21 protein-coding genes are annotated in these 16,506 nt (G+C 61.0%); 15 read left to right on the top strand and 6 right to left on the bottom strand.

Features of this window, described 5'->3' with window-relative positions:
- Positions 1-23: 23 nt before the first annotated feature.
- From A8B82_RS10895 to A8B82_RS10875, 5 genes are read left to right on the top strand one after another with little or no spacing between them, the layout of a single operon-like run.
- Complete coding sequence (locus A8B82_RS10895) at positions 24-1,103, top strand: ABC transporter ATP-binding protein (RefSeq protein WP_067292003.1); 1,080 nt, start codon at positions 24-26, stop codon at positions 1,101-1,103.
- A complete protein-coding gene (locus A8B82_RS10890; RefSeq protein WP_067292000.1) occupies positions 1,100-1,939 on the top strand; it encodes an ABC transporter permease in 840 nt (279 codons plus the stop codon). The genes A8B82_RS10895 and A8B82_RS10890 overlap by 4 nt, the downstream gene beginning before the upstream one ends.
- 3 nt (positions 1,940-1,942) lie before the next feature.
- Positions 1,943-2,719 (top strand): ABC transporter permease, encoded by a 777-nt coding sequence (locus tag A8B82_RS10885; RefSeq protein ID WP_067291999.1) that lies wholly within the window; start codon positions 1,943-1,945, stop codon positions 2,717-2,719.
- Positions 2,720-2,724: 5 nt separating this feature from the next.
- Positions 2,725-3,417, top strand: a complete 693-nt coding sequence (locus tag A8B82_RS10880) for a GntR family transcriptional regulator (RefSeq protein WP_067291996.1) — start codon at positions 2,725-2,727, stop codon at positions 3,415-3,417.
- Entirely contained in the window at positions 3,414-4,325 is a 912-nt protein-coding gene (locus A8B82_RS10875) for an NAD(P)-dependent oxidoreductase (RefSeq protein ID WP_161489450.1), read from the top strand. The genes A8B82_RS10880 and A8B82_RS10875 overlap by 4 nt, the downstream gene beginning before the upstream one ends.
- A gap of 77 nt (positions 4,326-4,402) precedes the next feature.
- On the opposite strand, the gene A8B82_RS24190 is transcribed toward A8B82_RS10875, so the two are convergent.
- Positions 4,403-4,558: a hypothetical protein gene (locus tag A8B82_RS24190; RefSeq protein WP_161489449.1), complete on the bottom strand. Its 156-nt coding sequence runs from the start codon at positions 4,556-4,558 to the stop codon at positions 4,403-4,405.
- On the opposite strand from A8B82_RS24190, the gene A8B82_RS10870 reads away from it, so the two are divergent.
- On the top strand, positions 4,557-5,618 hold the full coding sequence (locus tag A8B82_RS10870; protein ID WP_201120785.1) for a maleylacetate reductase: 1,062 nt from the start codon (positions 4,557-4,559) through the stop codon (positions 5,616-5,618). The genes A8B82_RS24190 and A8B82_RS10870 overlap by 2 nt on opposite strands.
- Here A8B82_RS10870 and A8B82_RS10865 read toward each other — a convergent pair.
- A complete protein-coding gene (locus A8B82_RS10865; protein WP_067291990.1) occupies positions 5,569-6,417 on the bottom strand; it encodes a helix-turn-helix transcriptional regulator in 849 nt (282 codons plus the stop codon). The two genes, A8B82_RS10870 and A8B82_RS10865, sit on opposite strands and share 50 nt — an antisense overlap.
- Between A8B82_RS10865 and A8B82_RS24715 the strand changes: the two genes are divergently transcribed.
- A complete protein-coding gene (locus tag A8B82_RS24715; RefSeq protein ID WP_328586495.1) occupies positions 6,364-6,903 on the top strand; it encodes a GFA family protein in 540 nt (179 codons plus the stop codon). The genes A8B82_RS10865 and A8B82_RS24715 overlap by 54 nt on opposite strands.
- A 3-nt stretch (positions 6,904-6,906) precedes the next feature.
- Here the strand turns inward: A8B82_RS24715 and idi are convergent, their stop codons facing one another.
- Positions 6,907-7,431, bottom strand: coding sequence for an isopentenyl-diphosphate Delta-isomerase (idi, locus tag A8B82_RS10855; protein WP_235604673.1), 525 nt, complete (start codon positions 7,429-7,431; stop codon positions 6,907-6,909).
- 296 nt (positions 7,432-7,727) lie between these two features.
- Here idi and A8B82_RS10850 point away from each other — a divergent pair, with 296 nt between their 5' ends.
- Positions 7,728-8,183, top strand: a complete 456-nt coding sequence (locus A8B82_RS10850; RefSeq protein ID WP_067292514.1) for a c-type cytochrome — start codon at positions 7,728-7,730, stop codon at positions 8,181-8,183.
- A 357-nt stretch (positions 8,184-8,540) separates the two neighbouring features.
- On the opposite strand, the gene A8B82_RS10845 is transcribed toward A8B82_RS10850, so the two are convergent.
- Genes A8B82_RS10845 through A8B82_RS10835 form a run of 3 tightly spaced genes read right to left on the bottom strand, consistent with a single transcriptional unit; the run spans position 8,541 to position 10,092 of the window.
- The gene (locus A8B82_RS10845) at positions 8,541-9,182 is read right to left on the bottom strand and encodes a LysE family translocator (protein WP_201120784.1); all 642 of its coding nucleotides are present in this window, start codon (positions 9,180-9,182) and stop codon (positions 8,541-8,543) included.
- Positions 9,182-9,685 carry an anthrone oxygenase family protein gene (locus A8B82_RS10840; protein WP_067291988.1) on the bottom strand — a complete coding sequence of 168 codons (504 nt, stop codon included), beginning with the start codon at positions 9,683-9,685 and terminating at the stop codon, positions 9,182-9,184. Before A8B82_RS10840 ends, A8B82_RS10845 begins: the two co-directional genes overlap by 1 nt.
- A complete protein-coding gene (locus tag A8B82_RS10835; RefSeq protein WP_067291985.1) occupies positions 9,685-10,092 on the bottom strand; it encodes a hypothetical protein in 408 nt (135 codons plus the stop codon). Before A8B82_RS10835 ends, A8B82_RS10840 begins: the two co-directional genes overlap by 1 nt.
- Before the next feature lie 91 nt (positions 10,093-10,183).
- Between A8B82_RS10835 and A8B82_RS10830 the strand changes: the two genes are divergently transcribed.
- The 7 genes from A8B82_RS10830 to A8B82_RS10800 all read left to right on the top strand — a co-directional run bounded on the left by A8B82_RS10830 (position 10,184) and on the right by A8B82_RS10800 (position 16,505).
- Positions 10,184-10,780: a TetR/AcrR family transcriptional regulator gene (locus tag A8B82_RS10830; RefSeq protein ID WP_067291974.1), complete on the top strand. Its 597-nt coding sequence runs from the start codon at positions 10,184-10,186 to the stop codon at positions 10,778-10,780.
- Positions 10,781-10,817: 37 nt separating this feature from the next.
- Entirely contained in the window at positions 10,818-11,120 is a 303-nt protein-coding gene (locus A8B82_RS10825; protein WP_067291971.1) for a chorismate mutase, read from the top strand.
- Positions 11,121-11,959: 839 nt separating this feature from the next.
- Entirely contained in the window at positions 11,960-13,114 is a 1,155-nt protein-coding gene (locus A8B82_RS10820; RefSeq protein ID WP_067292510.1) for an ABC transporter substrate-binding protein, read from the top strand.
- 51 nt (positions 13,115-13,165) lie between these two features.
- Positions 13,166-14,083 (top strand): branched-chain amino acid ABC transporter permease, encoded by a 918-nt coding sequence (locus tag A8B82_RS10815; protein ID WP_067292507.1) that lies wholly within the window; start codon positions 13,166-13,168, stop codon positions 14,081-14,083.
- A gap of 1 nt (position 14,084) precedes the next feature.
- Entirely contained in the window at positions 14,085-15,071 is a 987-nt protein-coding gene (locus A8B82_RS10810; RefSeq protein ID WP_067291968.1) for a branched-chain amino acid ABC transporter permease, read from the top strand.
- A complete protein-coding gene (locus A8B82_RS10805; RefSeq protein ID WP_067291965.1) occupies positions 15,061-15,819 on the top strand; it encodes an ABC transporter ATP-binding protein in 759 nt (252 codons plus the stop codon). The genes A8B82_RS10810 and A8B82_RS10805 overlap by 11 nt, the downstream gene beginning before the upstream one ends.
- Complete coding sequence (locus A8B82_RS10800) at positions 15,816-16,505, top strand: ABC transporter ATP-binding protein (protein WP_067291962.1); 690 nt, start codon at positions 15,816-15,818, stop codon at positions 16,503-16,505. Before A8B82_RS10805 ends, A8B82_RS10800 begins: the two co-directional genes overlap by 4 nt.
- The last annotated feature ends 1 nt before the right edge of the window (position 16,506 follow it).

Below are 16,506 nucleotides of genomic sequence, written 5' to 3'. Positions count from 1 at the left end.
ATGCCGGAAAGAGGGTTCCCTGCATGACCGAAGTTTCGCTGCTGTCGCTTGTCAAATCCTATGGCAAGTCGACGGCGCTCAAGGGCATATCGCTTGACGTGGGCCATGGCGAGTTCGTGTCGCTTCTGGGGCCGTCGGGATGCGGCAAATCGACGACGCTGAAATGCATCGCCGGTTTCGAGGATGTGACCGACGGCAAGATCCTGTTCGATAGCAAGGACATCTCGCGCAAGCTGCCCGAGGATCGTGACATTGGCATGGTGTTCCAGTCCTACGCGCTGTTCCCGCATATGACGGTGGCGCGCAATCTGGCCTTCGGGCTGGAAATGCGGCGCATGGCGCGGTCTGAAATTGCCGACCGCGTGGCCCGCGCGATGGATATGGTGCAATTGACGCCCTATGCTGACCGCTATCCCAAGGCATTGTCGGGCGGGCAGCAGCAGCGTGTGGCGCTGGCGCGTGCGCTGGTGATCGAACCGGCGATCCTGTTGCTGGACGAACCCCTGGCCAACCTGGATGCCAAGCTGCGCGACGAGATGCGCGGGTTTATCCGTGATCTGCAAAAACGGGTGGGGATCACCACGATCTATGTCACCCATGACCAGAACGAGGCAATGACAATGTCGGACCGGGTGGTTGTCATGTTCGACGGCGAGATCGCGCAGGCGGCTCCGCCCGAGGATGTCTATGACCGCCCCGCGTCTGAACGGGTTGCGCGGTTTGTGGGCAATGCGAATATCCTGGACCTTGCCGTGGCGGATCAGGCGGATGCGGAAACTTCGCTGAGCTTGCCGGGGGGTGGCAGACTGGCTGTGACAGGTGGCGCAGATGCGCCCGTATCGCGGCTGCGGGTGATGGCACGGCCCGAACAGATTGCGCTGACCGGGCCGGGTGAGGGGCATATCGACGGGCGGATCGCCAAACGCTATTTCAGCGGCGGCCATGTGGAGTACCACGTAGACACCGATTGCGGGACGTTGAACGTGCTCTGCCCGACCACACAGAACGTGGCCGAGGGGGCAAATGTCGGCCTGTCTTTCGATACCCGGCGCCTCTGGCCGCTGCCGGGTGCTGCCCATGTCACGGCGGAGCCTGCGGCATGAAGCGGGCGCGCATCCTGATGCTGATCGCCCCTGTCGCGGCGCTGATCTTTCTGTTCATCGTGCTGCCCTATGTCACCGTGCTGATGATGAGCTTTCGCGCCCCCGCCGAGGGCCAACCCTATGGCGCGGGGTTCAGCGTCGAGGGGTATCGCCAGTTCTTCAGCCAGAGCTATTACGCGCTGTCCTTGCCGCAGACGATGGGGCTGGGCATTGTGACCTCGCTGGTTTGCCTGCTGCTGGGCTATCCCGTGGCGCTGCATATCGCCACCGCGCCAAAACGCTGGCGCGGGTTGCTCTATGGCATTGTACTGTCGCCACTGCTGGTGGGGATCGTGGTGCGCAGTTATGGCTGGACGATCCTGCTGGGCAATGCCGGAGTGATCAACACGACGCTGCGCAATCTTGGGTTGATCGAGCGGCCGCTGCCGCTGATGTACAACGAATTCGGTGTTGTGCTGGCATTGGCGCATGTCTTTCTTCCGTTCATGGTGCTGCCGCTGCTGGCCTCGTTGCAAACGGCTGACCCGGCGGTGCGACAGGCGGCGCGGTCGCTTGGGGCAGGGCGGTTCACGGTGTTTCGCCGTGTGACCCTGCCGATGTCGATGCCGGGCATACAGTCCGGCTGCATCCTGGTCTTCGTGCTGGCGATCTCGTCTTACGTAACGCCCGCGCTGGTGGGCGGCATGCGGGTCAAGACCACGACATTGCTGGTGGTGGATGCGCTGATTGACCAGTTCCAATGGCCCTTCGGGTCGGCAATGGCATTGACGCTGGCGGTCAGTGCGGGGATCGTGGTGCTGATCTTTGCCCGCCTGACCCGCATCAGGTGGAGCTGAGCCATGGGTCTTGTCACACCGTTGCTGTCGCTGCTGCGCGCCCTTGTCTATGTCTTTCTGCTGGCCCCCATCGTCGTGGTTGTGCTGGCCTCGCTGAACGCGGGCAATTTCCTGACCTTTCCGCCGCAGGGATTGAGCCTGCGCTGGTTCTGGACGTTTCTGAACAACGACGTCTTCATCGACGCCATTGTCTATTCGCTGATCCTTGCGGCGCTCGCCACGGCGGTCTCGCTGGTATTGGGCACGATGGCCGCGCTCTATTTTGTGCGTCATGCGCGGCGCGAGGCCGAAGCGGTGCGCATCGCTGTGCTGTTGCCGCTGATCCTGCCCGAGATCCTGACGGCCATCGCCTTGCTGTTCTTTTTCTACGAGATCGGCATCGGTACGCAGTACAAGATTGCGCTGTTCACCGGCCACGTGCTGATGACGCTGCCGTTTGTCTTTCTCAACGTGACCACGTCCTTGCAGGGACGCGACGATGCGGTCGAACTGGCCGCGCGCACGCTGGGCGCGTCGCGCTTGACGGCGTTCCGGCGCATCACGCTGCCACTGATCGCGCCGGGCATGGCCACGGGGGGCGTGTTTGCATTCATTATCAGCTTTGATACCTTCGGAATTTCCTTCATCCTGAAGGGAACCGGGTCAGCACCGCTGCCGATCCAGCTTTATGACTATTTGCGTTTCAATTTCACACCCGAGGCTGCCGCCGTGTCCACCGTGTCGATCCTGCTGACTCTCGTCCTTGTCACCGTGTCCAACATGCTGTTCGGGCGCGACTGACCGGGATGGACGATACTGTGGATACATCGCTGGGGCTGCGGCCCATCGGGCTTGAGGTTGCCGACCGTTTGGAAGCCGCCATCGTGCGCGAGACTTTCGCACCGGGCGAGAAACTGCGCGAAGTGGACATTTGCACGCGCTTTGGCGTCTCTCGGTCGCCACTGCGGGAGGCGTTCCAGATCCTCGAAGCGCGCGGGCTGGTGGAGCGGCGGCCACGGCTTGGCACGCGCGTGACCGAGATGACCGTCGAAGTGCTGGACGAGATCACCACCTGCCGTCTGGCGCTGGAATGTACCTGCAGCCGTTTGCTGGCCGAACGCGACGACCACGCCGCCATCGCCGATGCGCTGGACCAGATATTGGCCGAGATGCGCCAGGCCAGGGCTGAACGCGATTTCAGATCGGGGTTCGAGGCAAACGTGCGGTTGACGGCCCTGATGCACAAGCGTTGCGGCAATTCGGTGCTGATGCGTCTGCTGGACCAGCTCGATACTTCCGCACTGCGCTATCGGTTCCGGGCCTATCTGAGCACGGCGGGGATGCTGGATGACATGATCGAGGGCAACAGGGCGCTGATTGCGGAAATCCACAATGGCCAGGGCCAACGGGCCGCAGACATGACCGACCGGCTGATCCGCACCGCATGGCAGACCACCCGCGACCTTTTCCTGACAACAATCGAAAGCACAAAGACATGAGCAGACCTGACGTCGCTTTTCTGGGATTCATGATGGAAACTGTGGTCACGCAGGTTGCTGAATTTTCCACACCTGTGCTGGTTGACGACATTTCAGCGCTGCCGCCCGAACGGCGTGCCGCGATCACCTGTGCGGTCACGTCGGCCTTCAACGGCGCGCGGCCCGAGCTGCTGGACCTGTTGCCCAACCTCACCCATATCGTGTCCGCTGGTGCCGGGCATGACCGTTTCGACTTTGACGATCTGCGCGCGCGGGGCATCACGCTGACCGACACCGGGCATCTGGTCAGTTCCGACACGGCGGAAATGGCGGTGATGTTGGTGTTGGCAATAGCCCGCGACCTTGTCCGGGCGGATGATCATGTGCGCAGCGGACGCTGGAGCAACGCGCATTTCGGGCACCGTACCCGCGTGGCCGGCAAGACGGCAGGGATCGTCGGTCTGGGCCGGATCGGGCGGTTGATCGCGGAGCGGTTGACTGGTCTGGGTGTGAAGATCGTTTATCACACCCGCACGCCGAAACCGGATGCGCCATGGCCCCATGAGAGCAACCTGGAGGAACTGGCGGCACGGTCCGATTTCCTGGTGGCTGCCGTGCCCGGCGGTGCGGCAACGCGGGGCATGTTCGACATGGCGGTATTGCGCGCCCTTGGGCCGCGCGGCTATTTCGTCAATGTCTCGCGCGGGTCGGTGGTTGACGAGGAGGCGCTGATTGCGGCCCTGACGGAAGGCACGATTGCCGGTGCCGCGCTGGATGTTTTCGAAAACGAACCGCGCCCCGATCCACGTTTCACACAATTGCCGAATGTCCTGCTGACGCCGCATGTCGCCTCGATCACCGAAGATTACGCCGCCGAGCTGGCTGCCGACATCTCACGTCAGGTCGCCGCGAACCTAGGGATCGTGTGACACGGTTCAGGGCCTGAACCGCAGAGCACTCATTCACGATGACGGGGGACAGTCCAGCCGTGCAGATCAGCCGACGGTCACGCCGCCACCGACAAGGAGCATCCGCCCGGTGACCCGGAAGCGGCGGCAAGCTCGCCGGTCATGGGCGTGGTGGACCGGTTGCTGCGTGTGCGCAACGTCGCGGCGGTACAGGGCGTATCGGCCCATTGAGATGGAAAAGGTATGACAGACATGGACGGTTTCGTATTCAAAGGCATCCCCAGCAGGGTGATCTTTGGCACCGGCACGCTGTCGGCAGTGGCCGAAGAAGTGGACCGGCTGGGCGGCAAGGCGGCGCTGGTTCTGTCCACGTCCCACCAGACGGACGATGCCGCGCGGCTTGTGTCCGATCTTGGCGATTGTTGTGTCGGGCAGTTTTCCGAAGCGGCGATGCACACGCCTGTTGCCGTCACCGAAAAGGCGCTGGAGGTGGCAAGAACCCTTGGGGCGGATTGCCTTGTCTCGCTGGGCGGGGGGTCCACCGTGGGGCTGGGCAAGGCGATTTCGATCCGCACGGGTTTGCCGCATCTGGCAGTGCCTACGACCTATGCAGGGTCCGAGATGACCGATATCCTGGGCGAGACCAGGGACGGCGAAAAGACCACCCGCCGCGATCCGGGCATTCGCCCCGCAACCGTGATTTACGATGTTGCCCTGACTCTGGGCTTGCCGACTGACATGACAGTGACCTCGGCGCTGAATGCAGCGGCCCATGCGATAGAGGCGCTCTACGCCTCGGACGGCAATCCGGTGATCAGCCAGATGGCGGGCGCGGGCCTTGCCGCGCTTTTCGAAGGTGTGCCGAGGGTGGTGGCCGATCCGGCAGATGCGGCAGGGCGCCGCGAAGTGTTGTATGGGGCCTGGCTGTGCTCGACCGTTCTGGGACAGGCCGAGATGGGCCTGCATCACAAGCTCTGCCACGTTCTGGGCGGTTCCTTTGACCTGCCCCATGCACAGACCCATGCGATCCTGCTGCCCCATACGGCGGGGTTCAATGCCCCGGCGGCCAGGGCGCAGATTGCCCCGGCGACAGCGCTTTTTGGTGAAGATCTGGGCGGCGGCCTTTGGGATTTTGCCAAGGCGGCGGGTGCACCGCTGGCGTTGTCCGACCTTGGGTTCACGGAAAAGGACCTGCCCCGCGCGGCAGAGATTGCCACGCGCAACAAATATTCGAATCCGCGCGCGTTCGACGCCGGGGATATTGTCACATTGCTGCGGCCTGCGGTGAACGGAACCCGACCACAGGCGATCTGAACCAAAGTGGAACCATGGCAGTGACAACAGCCGAAAACGGATGCCGGGGCCCTGCCGAAAGACCAATGTCAGTGACTGAAATAGTGCCTAAAGGCCCTTGCAGAGCCTCGAAACGCACGCGTTCCGCGTCCATCGCGGTTTTCCAGTCGCCGCGCAGATGATCCATGCGGCGCGGGATCCTGTCTTCCAGCACCTCGGCGCTTTCAATGCGTTCGGTCCGGAAATATCTAAAGGCCTGCCGCAGTTCGCACCAGGCCGCGATGATCCTGCCCTCGTCGCGGTAGCCCAGCAGGACTGGCCAGATGATACGGTTGGTTCTGGTTCCGCCATCATCCAGGTAGGTCAGCCTGATCTTTGATCGTTCACGAATGGCCTCGCGGATCGCTGAGGCCTCCAGCATCTCCGCCGGTGGGGTCACGGGGGCCACGCTGGTTGCTGGCTGATAGAACAGGGCCTGCGTGGCGGTGGGGGCAACAGCCTCCAGTCGGGCGAGCAGGGCATCGGCGGCGCGGGCCAGTTCCGGCTCTCCGCGTGTTCGCACCCATTGCGCGCCGAGGACGGCGGCTTCGATCTCCTCCGCTTTCAGCATCAGTGGCGGCATGTGGAACCCGCTTTCGAGGACATAGCCCACGCCCGCCTCGCCCAGGATCGGAACGCGCTGCGCCATCAGGGCGGCAATGTCGCGGTAGACGGTGCGCTGCGAGACCTCCAGTTCGGCGGCGATGCGGCTTGCCGGGATCGGGCCATGGGTGCGGCGCAGGATCTCGATGATCTCGAACAATCGGTCGCCGCGTCGCATCTGGGTCTCCTTCGTTCTGCCGGTATCATGGTGACATGCTGCTGCCACCACGCTGTCAGCATGGTGCAGATATATCCGCTCTGTACTCAACCAGGAAATGGAACGGATCATGGAAATCGAGGGAAGCTGCCTTTGTGGTGCAGTGGCGTTTGTCATCACGGGGCGCCAAAGAGCATGGGGACCTGCCACTGCGCGCGCTGCCGCAAGCTGGGCTCATCGACGGTGGTTTTTGTCGGGCGGGATCAGTTCAGGTTGACGCGGGGCAAAGACATGCTCGAAACGATCGCGCCACCGGCGGGCAGCACCTACATGCGCTCTTTCTGCAAGGCCTGCGGCACATCACTGGGTGAGCCTTTGTCACCGTACGACGCCTTTCCGATCAACGCGCAATGTCTGGACGACGATCCGGGCCTGCGTGTCAGCTATCATGAATTCACATCCGATGCGCCCGCATGGGCACCGGCAGAGCAGATGGCCACGGGATAAGCCTCAATCGAAGATCATCCCGCTGTGCTGTGCCAGGTAGATGCGCAGCCATGGGGTGAAGAGGGCAGGCGTTGCGTCGATCTCTGCCGTCAGCGCGGCGGGGGTGATCCAGCGGGTCGCCATCACTTCGGCGGGGTTCGGGGCCAGTGCCAGATCGGCGGGGGCTTCGGCAAGGAACACCTCGACCAGTTCATGTTCGATCAGACCATTGCCCACCTCGGCGCGGTATTCGACCTGACCACGATGATGCAGGTCGAGCCCGGTGATGCCCAGTTCCTCGTCCAGGCGGCGGTTGGCGCAGGCCAGCGCCGCCTCGCCCCATTCCGGATGGGTGCAGCAGGTGTTCGCCCAGAGCCCCGGCGTATGATATTTGCCAAGCGCCCGTTGCTGGATCAGGATTTCTCCATCCCGCACGACAAAGACGGAAACAGCCAGGTGCCGCAGCCCGCGCCGGTGCGCGGCCAGTTTTTCGACCGGCGTCAGGGTGCCGTCGACCCAGGCGGGGATCATGATGTCGGTGGGCGTCATGCTGCCGTTCCTGATGTGTCTCTCAACGGGCGGTTACTGCCACCAATCCTGCTGGCTGCGCAAGGTCTTCCGTCCGATCCTGAGATCGGCCATGTGCCGACCCTTTTCGGATGCAGCCGAGGGCGACATATGAACGCAGCGGGCGATTGCGGGTCTCATGTAATGTAATGTTATCATTGGTGGTGAGGGCCGACTGCGTTCATATTCGGATGAAGCCTGGGGTTTGGATGGTTGCATTTGTTGTCGCGGAAGATGCAGTAGGTATCATGGGTGAAGTAGGAAAACGGGAGTTTGCCATGAATATTGTAAAGACAGCCGTACTTGGTTTTGCGCTGGCAGCCGGGCCTGCGTTTGCGGACGGTCATGCAACAGGCGATGCCGAAGCGGGCAAAAAGGTCTTTGCCAAGTGCAAGGCGTGCCATGCGATTGTCGATGCGGCGGGCAACAAGCTTGTCAAAGGGGGTCGGACCGGCCCAAACCTTTATGGCATCTACACCCGCGTTGCAGGCACAGAGGAAGAATTCGCCAGCAAATACGGCGGCTCGATGACCGAGGCGGGAGAGGCCGGGCTGACGTGGAATGAACAGGATTTCATTGTCTATGTTCAGGACCCGCGCGACTTTCTGCAGAACTATCTCGATGACCGCAAGGCGCGGTCCAAGATGTCGTTCAAACTGCGTGACGAAGACGACGCCCGGAATCTCTGGGCCTATCTGGTGTCTGTCGGTCCCGAGGTCGAAGCGACAGACTGACCTTTGGCGGCCGGCCAAAGATTGGCGGTGCTGCCTTCGCGGAGCCGCCGATTTTCTTAATCCTGTCGGTGGGTCGCGTCTGGCAATCCTGAACCAACCGTCAACATTTCCGATCCAGACCGGACCTTGGGCGCAGGATGGGTCAAGGGCCGGTGGGCGAACGAAGCACCAGTTCTCTGCGGTTGCGCCAAGGTTCGCATTCAGACATTTAAACCAGCCAAAAACGGTCCTATGTGCCGGTGGCGCAAAGGTCTGAGTTTTGGCACATACTGCGCCGCACCCGAGGCTCGATTTGAGCTCATTGTTACGGATACTGCTGAATGCACCAGGAATCGCCCCCTCTGATTGCCTCGCCAATCAAACCTCGCTGCGACGCACAAAGGCCAAGGCGATGCCGAGGGTAACCAGGAAACCACCGCAGGTCCGGTCGATCCAGCGCACACCCCGCTCGCTCAGAAACTGCATTGCCGTTGCCCCGAGGCTTGCATAGGCAGCCATTACCGCGACATCGACGGCAATAAAGATCAGCGCCAGCGTGAGGTATTGAGCGAAGAGCGGCTCGGACAGGATCACGAATTGGGGGAGAAAGGCTGTGAAGAACAGGTAGCCCTTCGGATTGGTCACCGCCACCAACAGGCTTTTCCTGAAGACCGGCAACGAACGGTTCGAGCCTTTCGCCCTGTCCGCGGCGGTGTCAACTGGCACCGCTTCAAGTGCCCCCGAAGATCGCAGCATCTGGACACCGAGCCAGATAAGATAAGCGACACCGATTGATTTCACGACAGTGAACCAGAAGGCTGAGGTTGCGAGAACCACGCCTAATCCGAGCGCCGACGCCGCGATCAGGACGGCGTCAGATAGCGCAGCGCCCATTATCCCGAAACTCGCCCGGCCAAGTCCGAGTCTCGACCCATTGGACAGCGCCAGCAGAACGGTCGGCCCTGGTGTTATGACGATGACCAAAGCCATCACGGCAAATGTCAAATGCGAGATTTCCATCAGATTTTCCCTTGGTTGAGGAGATATATGGCAAGGCCGGTAAGAATGAGGCAAAGACCGCTGACAAGGGTTCTGAGGGTGTTCCAGAACTGCCAAGGGGCTGAGTAGGTTTGCCACAGGTCGCGTGCGGCTTCGCTGTCGGTTGGAATGACAACCCCAGCAAGGGTCTCGTTCATCGGCACATTAACCATGGCAGTGACAAGAAGCGCACCCGCGACATAGATCGTGGCAGCTGCGGCGAACAATATGGCCGAGTGTCTTCGATGCTGAATGACTGCGATGAACGCGGTCATTGCCAGAATAACAGGGGTCAGGAAAAAGGCCGGAAAGAACACCGCATTTCGAACAGAGGCATTCATTGCCTGCATCGCGACAATGGCAATCTTGGGGTCGAGGGCATCCAGTCCCCACATGGTCGAGCATATCCAGGCGTAGAAGAACCCAAAGATCGCGCCGATGCTCAGAAGTGAGAGCATCGACAGTGGCAAAAGCAAGCGACCCATCAGATTTGCCCGGCGCTTGCATTGCTTGTCAGGCTCACCTCTTTGCGCGCGCGGATCGCACAAAACACCTGGCTGAAAATCACCAAGGCGGCGATTTGACCCAGGACGACCGCAGGCCAGATCAGGGCAAACTGCGCATCAAGGTATTTTTGCGGCCCAAACGACACCAGCGCCATCAGCGCGGCTAGAATGCTCAGCGCCCGCCCCGCCGTGTGTGCCAACGGCCCTGCAATCATGGCCCACACGGCAACGGAGATCGAGGCCCCAAGAAAGGGCGCGATGCCAAAGAGCGGTGTGGCCACCGGCGGATGCGGCCTGATCCCGGCGTAAAGCGCTGACAGCATGATCACTTGCAACAGGATCAGCGTGGCCAGTGCCGCATATGTGTGGCGGTCAGATTGTATCATGTCGTTTTCTCCAATAAGCGTAATCAGGATTACGGTTGTGTATATCCGTAATCAGGATTACGGTAGATTGTCAACACAGCGGAGCAAAGAAATGCGCGAAGAAAAACGATCCCTGCGTCAACAGCAGATCGAGGCGGCGGCCTACGAGGTCTTGGAGGCCAAGGGGTATGGCGGTACGTCGATGCTTGGCATTGCGAAACAGGCCCGTGCCTCGAACGAGACGCTCTACAATTGGTATGGCGACAAGCAGGGCCTGTTTCAGGCACTTGTCACGCGCAACGCCGAGGAGGTGAAGACCCACCTCCAAGCCGAGCTGCAGGGCGACAACGACGCTTTGTCGATCCTAGGCACACTTGGCCCGAAACTTCTGACCCTGCTGATCGGGGACAGAGCCGTAGCCCTAAATCGGGCAGCAGCGGCAGACAGCAGCGGCGAGCTGGGGACAACCCTGTCAATGGCCGGTCGTGAAGCCGTTTTACCCTTATTGGAACAGGTGCTTCTGCGCGCCAGAGAGGAAGGCCAGCTTACCTTCGAACACAGTGGAGAGGCGGTCGGTCTCTACCTCGACTTGTTGATCGGGGACCAGCAGATCCGGCGCGTCATTGGCCGCCAGCCACGCCCCTCACAGACCTTCTGCCAGGACCGCGCGGAACGCGCCGTAAGCCACCTTCGCCGATTGCTGAATTAATCTGATCACCCACTCAAATACAGACTGGACACCGAACATGGACACCCTTGCACCGCCCGAAACCTGCCAGTCGATGGCGCAGCTTCGCGAGCAGATCGACGCTATTGACGTTGAACTCATTTCGCTGCTGGTGATCCGCAGCCACTATATTGACCGCGCGGTTGACTTGAAAAAGATTGATGGCCTGCCTGCCAGAACAACGGATCGCGTAGGAGAAGTGCTTCAAAAGGTCAGCGCAACTGCGACCAACCAAGGTTTGGACCCCGACCTTGCCGTCAGGCTTTGGGCAGAGCTCATTGAGTGGTCCATTCAACGGGAAATCAAAGAACTCGGAGTCTAGCAGGACGGCAGGTGTCGACCAATCACTCCGTCCCGCGCACGGGCCATAAACCTATTGCCAATACCTATACGCCAAAAACGGTGGTTTTTGTCCAAGTAGTGTTGAATTCCGAAAACGGTAGAAAGTTTGTGGGCTCAAACCCTTGGCAAAACCTTTGCCATTTTTTACACGTTTTTGGCAAACCTCACGGTAGGCGACATTCGCCGCACTACAGAAAATCGGTAGAGCGGGACAGACTTTGTTGAGAAACTCGGCCCCGAACAAAACGGCTAAAATTCTCAGAACCCATGTTCTGCCAAACTACGACAACGCCCAGCTGGGATGACAAAATCGACCGCGTGCAGAACGAAATTCCGTTTCAAGGCCTGCATTCGCAGAGCGATGGAGTTTTTCAACAAAATCGACACAAACCGGGCCTTCGCTGCATTTTCCATAAACGACCGCTGGCCACTGCCCCCCCCTTTGGGCGTGTCATCCTGCTCCAGGCCACAGCCGGCAGACAGGCTTGCGCCCGGAACGCCTCGGCCATCTTCCCTGTCCGAATGGCAGGCGGGCAACAATCTAAGGTTTGGGTCAGTCGATGACGTAAAGGTCAAAGTCATCTGACGTCTAACAAGTGCGGTTTCAGGGTATGCCGCTGACGGAGAGGGCGGCCGTCGAGTTTTCTTCAATGATTAATTTCAAGCTCAAAATATTTTTGCTTGAAGTAAATTTGCGTGACCGCTAAATTGGGGTCTGAGCCAAAAGGGTGTCATGCAGTCGCTTGCGTGCGGCGCAGAACTTTTACAAGCTCAGTCGAGCGCAAAACGCGCCGGTCCAATTGGGAGATTATGATGACAATGAAATTCACAGCCCTTGCCGCTGCTGCATTGGCGATGACCTTTGGCAACGCCGCGCTGGCAGATGCGCATTCGGGAAAAGTAAAGATCGGTCTGATCACTACCCTGACCGGTGGTGGGGCCGCATTGGGCATTGATACCCGCGACGGTTTCATGCTGGCCATCGACCAGGCGGCCAATGATGCCGTCGAAGTCGTGGTCGAGGACGATCAGCGCAAACCGGATATCGCCGTGCAGGTCGCCGACAAGATGATCCAGTCCGACAAGGTGGACATCCTGACCGGCATCGTATGGTCCAACCTGGCGCTGGCCGTGGCACCCGCCGCAAATGCGCAGGGCAAGTTCTATGTCTCGACCAATGCGGCACCGGCGCAACTGGCTGGCAAGGGATGCAACAAGGACTATTTTGCCGTGTCCTATCAGAACGACAACCTGCACGAGGCCGCAGGCGCGCATGCCAAGGCATCCGGATACACAAACACATTCATCCTGGCCCCCAACTATCCCGCCGGACAGGATTCACTGACCGGGTTCAAGCGCCAATACGGCGGCGCGTTGGCCGGCGAGCTGTACACCAAGCTGGGCCAGACCGACTATGCCGCCGAAATCGCGCAGATTCGTGCATCCGATGCCGACAGCATCTTTTTCTTCCTGCCGGGCGGCATGGGGATCTCGTTCCTCAAGCAGTTTGCCGACAGCGGCATCGACCTGCCGGTGATCGGGCCAGCCTTCAGCTTTGACCAGACGATCCTTCCGGCGGTTGGCGATTCCGCGCTGGGTGTGCACAACACGTCGCAGTGGAACAAGGATATCGACAACGCAGCCAACAAGGCGTTCGTCGAAGGCTTCGAAGAGGCCTATGGCCGTCTGCCATCGCTTTATGCAGCGCAGGCCTATGACACGGCGAACCTGATCCTGTCGGCTGCCGCCAAGGCCGACATTGCCGATCACGACGCGTTCCGCGCGGCACTGAAAGAGGCCGATTTCGACTCGGTGCGCGGCAAGTTCAGCTTTGGTAACAACAACCACCCGATTCAGGACATCTATGTGCGGGAAGTGATCAAGGAAGGTGACGTCTACACCAACAAGATCATCTCGACTGTTCTGACGGACCACCAGGATGTCTATGCTGCCGAGTGCGGCCTGAGCAACTGAGTTGGCAATGGCGGCCCGGTGTGGGCCGCCACATTTGTTCCGGGGAACGGCATGTCGATTATTCTGCTGATAGAGCAAATCCTGAACGGCCTGCAGTTCGGCGTGATGCTGTTCCTGATGGCTGCCGGCCTGACGCTGATCTTTGGTGTCATGGGGCTGATCAACCTCGCGCATGGATCGCTTTACATGATCGGTGCCTTTGCCGCCGCAGCCGGTGCTGCCGCGACCGGGTCCTTTGTGCTGGGCCTGATTGCCGCGCTCATGGCGGCGGCGCTGTTTGGCGCGCTGATCGAACTGACCGTGATCCGCAGGCTTTATGCCCGCGACCACCTGGATCAGGTGTTGGCAACCTTTGCCCTGATCCTGATCTTTTCAGAGGCGACGCGCTGGGTCTTCGGCTCTTTCCCGCTGTTTCTGGACACGCCGGATTTCCTGTCCGGCACCGTGACGCTGCCGGGGGGCATCCTGTATTCCAAGTACCGTCTTGCGATCATTCTGATCGGGCTGGCGGTTGCCGTGGGCCTGTTCCTGCTGATCTCGAAGACCCGCGTCGGCATGCGCATCCGCGCCGGTGAAAACGACCGCGAGATGATCGGCGCGCTGGGGGTCGATATTTCGGTGCTCTACACCATGGTCTTTGCCCTGGGGGCGGCGCTGGCGGGGCTGTCCGGTGCGCTGGTCGGCGCGATCCAGTCGGTCGAGGTCGGCATGGGAGAGCCGGTGTTGATCCTGGCCTTTGTGGTCATCGTGATCGGCGGTATCGGGTCGATCAAGGGGGCGCTGGCCGGTGCCATTCTGGTCGGGCTGACCGATACCCTGGGCCGCACGCTGCTGCCCGTCCTATTCGCCAGTTTCATGGAGCCTTCTGCCGCGACCTCGGTCGGGTCGGCGCTGGCTTCGATGCTGATTTACATTCTGATGGCGGGGGTCTTGCTGTTCAAACCCACCGGCCTTTTCGGGAGCGCCTGACATGTTGCCGGAACGCATGATCAACCTGTTGATCCTTGGTTTGCTGCTGGCGGTGCCGCTGGTGGCGCTGGCCATGGATGAACCCTTTATCATCACACTGGCGACAAAGGCGGCCGTGCTTGCGGTGGCAGGCGTCGGGCTGAACCTTGCCCTGGGGCAGGGCGGGCTGGTCAGCTTTGGCCATGCCGCCTATTTCGGGGTGGGGGGGTATGCCATGGGCATCCTCGCCAGCCACGCGCAAAGCTATACGCCGATCATGGAGGTGCCGTTCCTGATCGAGGGGACCAAGTCCATGCTGGTGATCTGGCTGGTGGCGATTGTCGCCAGCGCGTTGGTGGCCCTGCTGGTCGGCGCATTGTCGTTGCGGACCTCTGGGGTCTATTTCATCATGGTGACGCTCGCCTTTGGCCAGATGCTCTATTACTTCGCAATCTCATGGCCTGCCTATGGCGGTGAGGACGGGCTGTCGATCTATGTGCGCAACGGATTCCCCGGCCTGAACACACTGGACCCGATCCAGTTCTTCGGCCTGTGTTTCGCTGTTCTACTGATCGTGCTTTTTGTTGTTAACCTGCTGAACAAATCCCCCTTTGGCCTGGCCCTGAACGGCGCGCACCAGAACGAGGAACGCGCGCGCACCGTGGGGATCAACGTCTACCGCCTGCGGCTGACCGCCTTTGTCATCTCGGGCGCGATCACCGGGTTGGCTGGCGCGCTCTTTGCCGATCTGAACCGATTTGTCAGCCCGACGATGTTCAGCTGGCACACCTCGGGCGAGATCATGGTGTTCATCATTCTCGGCGGTGTCGCGCGGCTCTGTGGTCCGGTGGCGGGTGCGGCGGTCTATATCCTGCTGGAACATGTGCTGGGGGGGCTGTCGGAATACTGGCACATTTACCTTGGCGCGATCCTGTTGTTTGTCGTGCTCTTTGCCAAGGGTGGGCTGGTTGGTGGTCTGTCCAGACGGGAGGTGCGCCATGCCGGATGAGGTGATCCTGGATGTGCGGGACCTGCACAAGAGCTTTGGCGCGCTCAAGGCCAGTGACGGTATTTCGCTGGATCTGCGGGCGGGCGAGATTCATGCGCTGATCGGGCCGAACGGGGCGGGAAAATCGACCCTGATCAAGCAGATTGCCGGGGGTTTGAAGCCCGACCGGGGGGCGGTGCATTTCATGGGGCGCGATGTCAGCGCGCTGTCAGTGGCGCAGCGGGCGCAGGCAGGTCTGGGGCGGACGTTCCAGATTTCGGCGCTGGCGATGGAGTATACCGTGATGGAAAACGCCGTGCTGGGGGCGATCGGGCAAAGCGGGCGCACCTTTGGTTTCTTCCGCCCCGCGATGAAGGACCGCGCGCTGCTGGACATCGCCGGGGCGGCGCTGGAACGGGTCGGTCTGGCCGATCATGCCAGCACGGTGACGTCTGAACTGTCCCACGGCCAGCGGCGACAGCTTGAAGTTGCGGTTGCGCTGACACTGGCCCCCAGGGCCTTTCTGATGGACGAACCGATGGCCGGCATGGGGGCCGAAGGGTCGCGGGAGCTGACCGGCTTTCTTAGGGAGTTGAAACATCAGGCACCGATCCTGCTGGTCGAACATGACATGGACGCGGTCTTTGCCCTGGCGGACCGGATCAGCGTGCTGGTCTATGGCAAGATCATCGCGACCGGCAGTGTTGACGAAATCCGCAGCAATGCGGATGTCAAAACCGCCTATCTGGGCGAGGAGGACGCGGCATGAGCCTGCTTTCGCTCAGTGGAATTACCGCCAGCTATGGTGCGTCGCAGGCCCTGTTCGGGGTCGACCTGACTGTGGGCGAGGGCGAGGTCGTGGCGCTGATGGGCCGCAACGGCATGGGCAAATCGACCACGATCAAGGTGATCTGCCGTCTGTTGCAAAACACCCATGGCGAGGTGCAGTTTGCGGGCCAGAATCTGGCCGGGATGCCCGCGCATCGTGCCGCCAAGCTGGGTCTTGGGCTGGTCCCCGAGGGGCGGCGGTGCTTCACCAATCTGACGGTGCGCGAAAACCTCTACGCCTCGGCCCGCCCCGGTGCCTGGGATTTTGCCCGCGTGCATGGGCTGTTTCCCCGGTTGGAGGAACGCAGCGATCAGTTGGCGGGCTCGCTTTCGGGGGGCGAACAGCAGATGCTGGCGATTGGCCGCGCGCTGATGACAAACCCGCGCCTGCTGATCCTGGACGAGGCGACCGAAGGGCTGGCCCCCGTGGTACGGCAGGAAATCTGGGCGGCCATCGCGACGCTGAAACGGGATGCGGGCCTGTCGATCCTTGTGGTGGACAAGACAATCAGCGAATTGCGCCGGATTGCGGACCGGGTTGTCATCCTGGAACGCGGCAAATCTGTCTGGACGGGAAGCATGGACGATCTGTCCGGTGCCGTCAAAGATCAGTACCTGGGGGTCTGAG

The organism is Sulfitobacter sp. EhC04 (assembly GCF_001650875.1).
Lineage (GTDB): Bacteria > Pseudomonadota > Alphaproteobacteria > Rhodobacterales > Rhodobacteraceae > Sulfitobacter.
This window is presented reverse-complemented; position numbering and strand designations above follow the sequence as displayed.

What these genes read in the sequence shown, in the direction of transcription:
- A8B82_RS10895 (WP_067292003.1), top strand. Translation starts at nt 24, where the DNA reads ATGACCGAAGTTTCGCTGCTGTCGCTTGTCAAATCCTATGGCAAGTCG.
- A8B82_RS10800 (WP_067291962.1), top strand. Translation starts at nt 15,816, where the DNA reads ATGAGCCTGCTTTCGCTCAGTGGAATTACCGCCAGCTATGGTGCGTCG.
- A8B82_RS10805 (WP_067291965.1), top strand. Translation starts at nt 15,061, where the DNA reads ATGCCGGATGAGGTGATCCTGGATGTGCGGGACCTGCACAAGAGCTTT.
- A8B82_RS10890 (WP_067292000.1), top strand. Translation starts at nt 1,100, where the DNA reads ATGAAGCGGGCGCGCATCCTGATGCTGATCGCCCCTGTCGCGGCGCTG.
- A8B82_RS10875 (WP_161489450.1), top strand. Translation starts at nt 3,414, where the DNA reads ATGAGCAGACCTGACGTCGCTTTTCTGGGATTCATGATGGAAACTGTG.
- A8B82_RS10835 (WP_067291985.1), bottom strand. Translation starts at nt 10,092, where the DNA reads ATGATACAATCTGACCGCCACACATATGCGGCACTGGCCACGCTGATC.
- A8B82_RS10820 (WP_067292510.1), top strand. Translation starts at nt 11,960, where the DNA reads ATGAAATTCACAGCCCTTGCCGCTGCTGCATTGGCGATGACCTTTGGC.
- A8B82_RS10815 (WP_067292507.1), top strand. Translation starts at nt 13,166, where the DNA reads ATGTCGATTATTCTGCTGATAGAGCAAATCCTGAACGGCCTGCAGTTC.
- A8B82_RS10830 (WP_067291974.1), top strand. Translation starts at nt 10,184, where the DNA reads ATGCGCGAAGAAAAACGATCCCTGCGTCAACAGCAGATCGAGGCGGCG.
- A8B82_RS24190 (WP_161489449.1), bottom strand. Translation starts at nt 4,558, where the DNA reads ATGTCTGTCATACCTTTTCCATCTCAATGGGCCGATACGCCCTGTACC.
- A8B82_RS10810 (WP_067291968.1), top strand. Translation starts at nt 14,085, where the DNA reads ATGTTGCCGGAACGCATGATCAACCTGTTGATCCTTGGTTTGCTGCTG.
- idi (WP_235604673.1), bottom strand. Translation starts at nt 7,431, where the DNA reads ATGACGCCCACCGACATCATGATCCCCGCCTGGGTCGACGGCACCCTG.
- A8B82_RS10840 (WP_067291988.1), bottom strand. Translation starts at nt 9,685, where the DNA reads ATGGGTCGCTTGCTTTTGCCACTGTCGATGCTCTCACTTCTGAGCATC.
- A8B82_RS10870 (WP_201120785.1), top strand. Translation starts at nt 4,557, where the DNA reads ATGGACGGTTTCGTATTCAAAGGCATCCCCAGCAGGGTGATCTTTGGC.
- A8B82_RS10850 (WP_067292514.1), top strand. Translation starts at nt 7,728, where the DNA reads ATGAATATTGTAAAGACAGCCGTACTTGGTTTTGCGCTGGCAGCCGGG.
- A8B82_RS10845 (WP_201120784.1), bottom strand. Translation starts at nt 9,182, where the DNA reads ATGGAAATCTCGCATTTGACATTTGCCGTGATGGCTTTGGTCATCGTC.
- A8B82_RS24715 (WP_328586495.1), top strand. Translation starts at nt 6,364, where the DNA reads ATGGGTGCGGCGCAGGATCTCGATGATCTCGAACAATCGGTCGCCGCG.
- A8B82_RS10880 (WP_067291996.1), top strand. Translation starts at nt 2,725, where the DNA reads ATGGACGATACTGTGGATACATCGCTGGGGCTGCGGCCCATCGGGCTT.
- A8B82_RS10865 (WP_067291990.1), bottom strand. Translation starts at nt 6,417, where the DNA reads ATGCGACGCGGCGACCGATTGTTCGAGATCATCGAGATCCTGCGCCGC.
- A8B82_RS10825 (WP_067291971.1), top strand. Translation starts at nt 10,818, where the DNA reads ATGGACACCCTTGCACCGCCCGAAACCTGCCAGTCGATGGCGCAGCTT.
- A8B82_RS10885 (WP_067291999.1), top strand. Translation starts at nt 1,943, where the DNA reads ATGGGTCTTGTCACACCGTTGCTGTCGCTGCTGCGCGCCCTTGTCTAT.